The following is a 6,856-nucleotide window of genomic DNA, read 5'->3' as shown; positions in this document are numbered from 1 at the left end:
GGGGGGGGGGGGGCGGGGGGGGGGGGGGGGGGGGGGGGGGGGGGGGGGGGGGGGGGGGGGGGGGGGGGGGGGGGCGGGGGGCGTCGCTGGCGCGACGCCCCCCCGTCGCTGGCGCGACGGCCGCTGCTGGCGCAGCGGGGCCCCCTCCACCCCACCCGCCGCAGAGGGAAGGGGTTCCGGCTCCGCTGCGCTCCGCCTCCCCCTTCCCTCTGCGGCGCGCTGCTGAAGCAGCGGGCCCCGGCCCCTCGGTGGGTGGGTGGTGCAGCGGCGCGTTGCGCCGCTCGGCGGGTCGGTGGTCGGCGGTGGGGGTGGGTGGCGGGCTGCGGGAGTCGGTACGGTCGCGGGGTTCGCTGAGTGTGTGGGAGGTGTTCCGGTGGGTGATGAGGGTGGGGTGATGCCGACTCCTGGGCGTCCGCGTGCGCGGTGGGGTGGGGCGGAGCGTCGGCCGGTGTCGGGGTGGGAGGCGCTGTTCCGGTCGGCGGGTGCGATGTGGGCGCTGCTGAATCCGGTGTCGGGGTTGGTCGCGCTCGTGGTGCTGGTGGGCGGGCGTTCGTCGTCGCTGGGGGTGCGGTGGACGGTGACCGCCGTCGGGGGCGGCCTGGCGGTGCTGCTGGGGCTGTCCGGGGGCTGGGAGCTGTACCTGCGCCCGTACGGCGAGGCGCTGGAGTCCGCGACCGTGGCGGGCGGTCCGGTCTCGCTGCTCGCGGACGCTGGAGAGCGGTGGCCGGTCTGGCTGGCGTGTCTGGCGCCGGGCGCGGTCGCGTCCGGGCTGATGGTCGGCGGGGGGGTTCTGGTGTGGCGGTGGCGGTTCCGTGCGCCGTGGAGGGAGGTCCCCGCCGTACTCCCGGACGGGGAGCTCGCCGACCGCGTCGGGCAGTTGCGGCAGGAGGAGGCGGTGGCGGGTTCTGCGGTGTCGCGGGTGGATGACCTGACGGTGCGTATGGGCGTCGACGTGCACACTGGCGAGGTCTTCGGGTTCCCGGCCGCCGCGCTGCGCGAGCACACGCTGGTGTCGGGGGCGACGGGCTCGGGGAAGTCGTCGACGGTCGCGCGGCTGATCTACGAGCTGACGGCGAGTCCGCAGGCGCGCGGACTCGCTGCGCCGGTTCCGGTGGTGTTCGCCGATATGAAGGCCGATCCGGCGTTCGTGCGGGAGATGGGCAGCATCGCGGAGGCCGCGGGTCGCAGGTTCAGGTTGATCACGGTCACGGGTGACGGGGAGCGGTACAACCCGATCCGTCATGGCACGGCGCCGCGGGTGTGCGCGCGGATCGTGGAGACGCTCGACCAGACCGCCGGCGGCGGGTTCGAGTCCCCCCATCACCGAGAGGCCGCCGAGGTCTACCTGCGGCACGTCATGGTGGCGCTCGACGACCTGGTCCACCGCGAGGTCGAGGACGTCTTCCTCGGAGGCGTCCAGCGCGCCTGGCGCCGGGATCTGCCGGACCTGGGACGGCTGATGGGCGAGGGCGTCCGCGGCCTGGCCGAGCGGGTGCCGCTGCTGAGCGCCGATGTCGCGCACGCCGTCCACACCTACCTGGTGTACCTCTCCCGCGATGGACGTGACCTTCGCCGCTCGCTCCCGGGTCTCACCGCTCGTATTCAGAACATGTCCGCGGGGGACGCAGAGCGCGTGCTGACGGACGATCCGTCGGGCATCGACCTCCTGGAGTCCATCGGCCGCGGCGACGTCGTGCTCGCCTCCCTGGCGTCCGCGTACGACGCGCGGGCTGCCCGCCAGGTCGGCAGCCTCCTCCTGACCGACCTCGCCAGCGTCGGCCACCAGCTCCTCGCGACCGGCTGGGGGACCCACGGCATGTTCCTGGCGGGCGTCGACGAGTTCACCGGGCTCGGCGGAACCGCGATGGCGGGGATGTTCGCCCGCATGCGCGCCGCCGGCGGCGCGCTGCTCCTCGCCACGCAGGACCTCGCGGACCTGGAAGGCGTCTCGCCTGCGTTCGCGGCCCAGGTCGTCGCCAACTCCAACGTCGTGATCGTGCACCGGCAGGCTGCCGGTTCCCGGACCGCGTCCACGCTGCTGGGCACGGAGCCCGCCTGGGAGGAGACGATCCGTGTCCACGACGACGTCGGCCTCTTCGGGACGGCGACCGCGACGCTGGGCGAGGGAACGCTTCGTCCCGTGCGGACGGCTGTTGTTCCGCAGGATGTCCTGCGGAAGCTGCCGCGGGGACGCGCGGTGCTCGCTGTCGGCGACCCTCTCTTCGCCACGGGCACCGTCCAGGTGGCGATGTCCCCGGCGTCGGTGCTTCCTGTCGCGGATGCCGTCGGCGGCGAGTGCGGCCACGTGGTGGACGACGTGGTCGAGGCCCCGGCGGACAGCGGACAGGCTGACCTGGCGAAGTCTTCACCGGAGCCACGGCCCCGGGTGAAGGGAGAGGAGATGTGGGGCTGACGGCGGGTCGGATAGGCCGGCCCCGGCGCGGAGGATGCCTCCGGCGGCCCTCCGGGGGGCCAATCAGCCCAGAGGGGAGTAGGCCCGGCCGTCCGTGAGCTGCGGCCCGGCGGGGGTGCGCGTACACCCCTGGGCGGGGGTGGGGAGGGTCCCTCCGGTCGATCGCCACTCCGCACCCTGCCACACCCGGGGCGGAGGCTCCAGGCCCGCCCGTCGCCGCGTTGACGCTCGCCCTCCGGGCGTGTCACCACGCCGCCGGGCGGACCCGGCCCCCCCACCCCGCGCGCGGCCCACCGCGAGCGCCGATCGACCGGAGGGACCCTCCCCACCCCCGCCGCCTCCCTTCCGCCGGAGGTCCGGCCGCCCCACCGTCTCCTCGCGACACGCGCGCCAAAAAACCCGTTTGACCAGGGCCTTTCCGAAGACGTGCTGTATAGTTTTCTTTGTCGGAACCTCCCGGGGCGGCACCCGGGACCCGGCGTCAGTGCAGTCCAGAGACAGGAAAAGGACCATGGCGGTCACCAGCGGCGCAGTACTCCTCCTCAACCCCCCCGACTACGCATTCCCCGCGCAGGTCACGAATGGCTGGATGGAGGACGACCCCGCCGCCTACTTCGAGACGGCGATCAAGGACAAGAACCCCCGGCTCTTCAAGCTGAGCGGGGACCGGGTGCTCGTGATCCGGCGCCACCAGCACCCGCAGTACCACGGCAACCGCTACGCCTCCGCGCTCGCCGGACAGGCGGTCTACGGCAAGGCAGTGGTCGTCGGCCGCAAGCTGGCCCGCAGGCTCGGCCAGCCCCGCCCCACGCTGGACCTTCACGCGCTGCAAGCGCTGACCACCAAGCAGGTCAAGGCCACCTACGCCGACCTCAAGATCAAGAGCGCGTTCTGACGGCGCGCCGGGGCTTGGGCGCCGCCCGCGCCGCCCAAGCCCCGGACCCCGCAGCACCACACCCCCACCGGCGACAAGAGGGCAGCACCCACCGCCGGACAGCCCCCCACCTCACGGCCAAGGAGAAGATGCATGCTCACGCAAACTCCCATTGCCACACTCCCCCCGGACCTCACCCCTGCCGACCGCCGGACCTGGCTGAACCGGCTGGCCGACACCGCGCTAGACAGCCTCCTCACCAGCGAGGTGGCGTGGCACCGCCTCCTGTGGACCGCCGGAATGCACCCCAGCCGCCCCACCATTACCAACCTCGCGGTCATCGCGGAACAGGCTCCCTTCTGTTTCGTGGACAACTACAAGGGCTGGCAGCGACGCGGCCAGCAGGTGCAGGAGGGGGAGAAGGGCTTGCTCATCTACCGGAGCATCCTCCGCCGCAGCAAGAACGCCACCAGCGACGACGGTGGCCGCCTGCACGGGTTTCTGACGGGCAAGCTCTGGACCCACGCACAGGTCAAGCCCACGGACCCCGAGGCCCCAGACCCCCAGACCGCCCCCTACGCCCAGACGTGGCAGACCACCGCCGACCAGCTCCGCGACGCCCTGACGGATCTCCCCACCCTCACCGCGTGCCCCCCCGACGCGGAGATGACCGAAGAGCACTGCGACGCCATCTTGGACGGCATGCTCACCCTCGCGCAGCGACACGGACTCGCCGACAAGGCCGCGCAGTACTCCGCCGTCTGGCTCGCCTCCTACGCCCTGGACGGCCCACTCCCCGACCCGCCCCCGATGCCCCGGCTCCCCGCCGACGCAGCCGACCTCACCGACCCCAAGCGCCGCGTCCTCATCCAGGCCCAGGCGCAGGCCGTCATCGACACCGGGCGCGCCATCGCTCAGGCCCTCCACCGCCCCTAACCCCCCCAGGGCGGGGGGCACCAGCCCCCCGCCCCCCGCCCCCAGGAAGGACACCATGGAATACCGGCTAGGACAGTTCGTCTGGCACCACGACGACGACCCCGAGCGGGTCGAGCCCGGCAGGATCGAAAGCATCCGGGCCGACGACCGCCACGGCAACGAAGTTGCGGAAGTCCGCTGGATCACCCGCCGCCAGACGTACCGCACCCCCGACCTGCGCCCCCTCACCGACACGGAGCGGGCCCGCTGGCGCCAGCAGCTCAGCGCCCGCGAAACGTGGTACCTCGCGCTCAGCGGCCGGACAGGACGGGCGATCGACGCCGGAGACACCTACGGCCGCCCCGAACCGCTGGGACTGCTGCGCAGCTCGCCCACCGGCTCCCACGCCGACCTGTGGGCCGCCGGAGCCACCGCCGGGGCAATGGCCATCAGCGCGGCAGCCTGCCCCCCGGAAGAGAGCGCGTACGACTGCGTCCGGTACAAGGGCCGCACCATCCTGGAACGCACCGCCGAGTTCGAGCGGCTCGACCCCATCATCGACCTTCACACGTTCCCGCGCTCCGAGTGGCGCTGTGAGGCCGCCGCGTACTTGCTCGCGCACCTGGCGATGCTGCTGTCCGAAATGGCGACGCTTACCGACCTCGCGCGCCTGACGACAATGCTCGACACGACCACGCTTCCCCCGACCCCGGCGCCGCTCGCCAGAGCCGTCTACGTCATGCGAGCGGCACTCGACTGGGCCGACCTGCCCGACGCGACCACGGTCTACCGGCTGGGGGCAAGCATCTTCGGAGCCGCAACCGCCCCGACCATCTACCCCCACGAGCTGACGCCTCCGTTCTGACAGCAGTAGTCAGCCCGGCGGACTAACAGACGCAAGGCCCCATGATTCAGGGCCGGAAAGGAAGTCGAAATTGAAACTCCATGAAGCGGCGCTCTATGAGCTGTCTCTAGCTCACCTGTTGGCCGAGGTGAAAGAGGAGTACCAGCGCTCACGGGATTACCTCCTCAAGCTGCTGGAAGCCGCCAACCGAACGGACGGCGTCCAGTCCGTAGGCATCACCCTGCCGGGTCGCAGACAGCGCATCGCCACCGCCTCACTGGTACAGCGATCCCACGAAAAGCCGACCGTGACCAACGAGGCGGAATTCATCGGGTGGGTCTGCCTCTACTACCCCGATCAGGTAGTCCGCAGGCTGGAAGTCGCCCCCGAGTTCCAAAAGGAGGTTCTGCAGCAGATCGCCAAGACCAGGACAGCGACCTACCAGCCAGCCGACGGCAAAGCCAGGGAAGTCCCCGGAGTCACAGTCAGCAACACCGCCCCCGCCAACAGCCACACCATTAGATTCGGGAATAGGGAGGAAGACGAGAAGGCGCTTTGTGCAGCTCATGAGGACGGCATCCTTCCCGTTCCCAGACTGAAGTTCCATCTCGCCGTCGAAGACTCCCGATCCACCTAAGGTCAGGCCGTCTCCCACGCATCCGTACAGGCTAGACCTGGTTTGCCTGTACGCGAGGAGCACACCCCGCGTACAGGCAAACGTACATGCAAACGTACGGGTAGGGCCTTCAGCCCTCCCGTACGCACTCCCATGAGTCATTCACCGAGAGCCGAGGGAAGCAGTGCAGGAGCCGCACGTCTATCCGTGGGAATACATGGAGAGCGAGGGGCGCTACCCGTGGGAATACATGGAGAGCGAGGAGCGCTACACCGCGCTTTTCTACAAGGCCGCCGGAATTAAATCCATGGTCGAGTACTGGAAGCAACCTCAAAACCGTAGAGGGCTGGACGAAAAGACGCTGACGGCGGTTCTGGATTTCGCCGTAAAAGCAATTCGAGAAATGCGCTACGAAGGCGGAAGAATCGCCTACTCCATGCTATTCGGCCAGAACAAGACGAAGTGAACCCACGCCGCCACTCAACCCAACTCAACTAGGAGTTTTCCCCTGTGATGCAGGAAATCATCTGGCGAACTTTCATCGTCGTCATCGCCGTCGTCTTTTCACTTGCCCTCGTGGACTTCGTCCTCATGCGTGACATCTCATGGTCGGACGGCGCGCTTGTGGGTACTCTTGTGGGCTGTTTCTGCTCCCCCCGCCCGCCAGCGGCCCGCGACTAATTGCATGCGCCTCCAGCCCGGTACCCGTGCGGGCTGGAGGCGCATTACGTGCCGCTCTCCATCCTCATTTATCCGAGCCGGGGGAGGAGACAGTTTTTCCCAGAAGCTACACAGCAGACCGCCACGGTGCATCACTGGCAAGCGGAAGAATCCTCCCCGAGGGCGAGGGGACCAGCGGAACTTCACGGACGGCCCGGTTCCGGCGGAGCGCACCGGAGCCCTTCACTGTGTCGTCGGCCCCCGGTCCGGGGGCCGACTGTCCATGCCCCCACCGTGGGTGGTGGCCTGGTTTCCCAGCAGCTACACAGGCCCGCACGCGATGCACCCTCCCTCGTAGCCGGCCAGAGGAATCCCGCTTGCGGGATTCCCGCTATTCGCGCTTGCGCGAATAGCATGCGCTTTTGGAATTCCGCTTGCGGAATTCCCATTCCCCCGCTTGCGGGGGAATAACGCCCCGCTTGCGGGGCGTTCTCTCTACTCGGCGCGCCAGCGCCGAGTATCCCGCTCCGCGGG

6 protein-coding genes are annotated in these 6,856 nt (G+C 70.0%); all 6 read left to right on the top strand.

Going from position 1 to position 6,856, the window contains the following annotated elements:
- Positions 1 to 448 precede the first annotated feature (448 nt).
- The 6 genes from ACIBPC_RS32035 (at position 449) to ACIBPC_RS32010 (ending at position 6,128) form a co-directional block, all read left to right on the top strand.
- Positions 449 to 2,413, top strand: a complete 1,965-nt coding sequence (locus ACIBPC_RS32035; RefSeq protein WP_398849632.1) for a type IV secretory system conjugative DNA transfer family protein — start codon at positions 449 to 451, stop codon at positions 2,411 to 2,413.
- A 589-nt stretch (positions 2,414 to 3,002) separates the two neighbouring features.
- A complete protein-coding gene (locus ACIBPC_RS32030; RefSeq protein WP_398849630.1) occupies positions 3,003 to 3,308 on the top strand; it encodes a hypothetical protein in 306 nt (101 codons plus the stop codon).
- 132 nt (positions 3,309 to 3,440) lie between these two features.
- Positions 3,441 to 4,223, top strand: a complete 783-nt coding sequence (locus tag ACIBPC_RS32025; protein ID WP_398849628.1) for a hypothetical protein — start codon at positions 3,441 to 3,443, stop codon at positions 4,221 to 4,223.
- 55 nt (positions 4,224 to 4,278) lie between these two features.
- On the top strand, positions 4,279 to 5,067 hold the full coding sequence (locus tag ACIBPC_RS32020) for a hypothetical protein (RefSeq protein ID WP_398849626.1): 789 nt from the start codon (positions 4,279 to 4,281) through the stop codon (positions 5,065 to 5,067).
- A gap of 70 nt (positions 5,068 to 5,137) precedes the next feature.
- Positions 5,138 to 5,683: a hypothetical protein gene (locus ACIBPC_RS32015; RefSeq protein ID WP_398849624.1), complete on the top strand. Its 546-nt coding sequence runs from the start codon at positions 5,138 to 5,140 to the stop codon at positions 5,681 to 5,683.
- 163 nt (positions 5,684 to 5,846) lie between these two features.
- On the top strand, positions 5,847 to 6,128 hold the full coding sequence (locus ACIBPC_RS32010; RefSeq protein WP_398849622.1) for a hypothetical protein: 282 nt from the start codon (positions 5,847 to 5,849) through the stop codon (positions 6,126 to 6,128).
- The last annotated feature ends 728 nt before the right edge of the window (positions 6,129 to 6,856 follow it).

Origin of the sequence: Streptomyces sp. NPDC049879 (genome assembly GCF_044461265.1) — a bacterium.
Taxonomy (GTDB): Bacteria; Actinomycetota; Actinomycetes; order Streptomycetales; family Streptomycetaceae; genus Streptomyces.
The sequence above is the reverse complement of the archived record's forward strand: the minus strand, read 5'-3'. Positions and strand labels throughout refer to the sequence as shown.

What these genes read in the sequence shown, in the direction of transcription:
- ACIBPC_RS32030 (WP_398849630.1), top strand. Translation starts at nt 3,003, where the DNA reads ATGGAGGACGACCCCGCCGCCTACTTCGAGACGGCGATCAAGGACAAG.
- ACIBPC_RS32025 (WP_398849628.1), top strand. Translation starts at nt 3,441, where the DNA reads ATGCTCACGCAAACTCCCATTGCCACACTCCCCCCGGACCTCACCCCT.
- ACIBPC_RS32020 (WP_398849626.1), top strand. Translation starts at nt 4,279, where the DNA reads ATGGAATACCGGCTAGGACAGTTCGTCTGGCACCACGACGACGACCCC.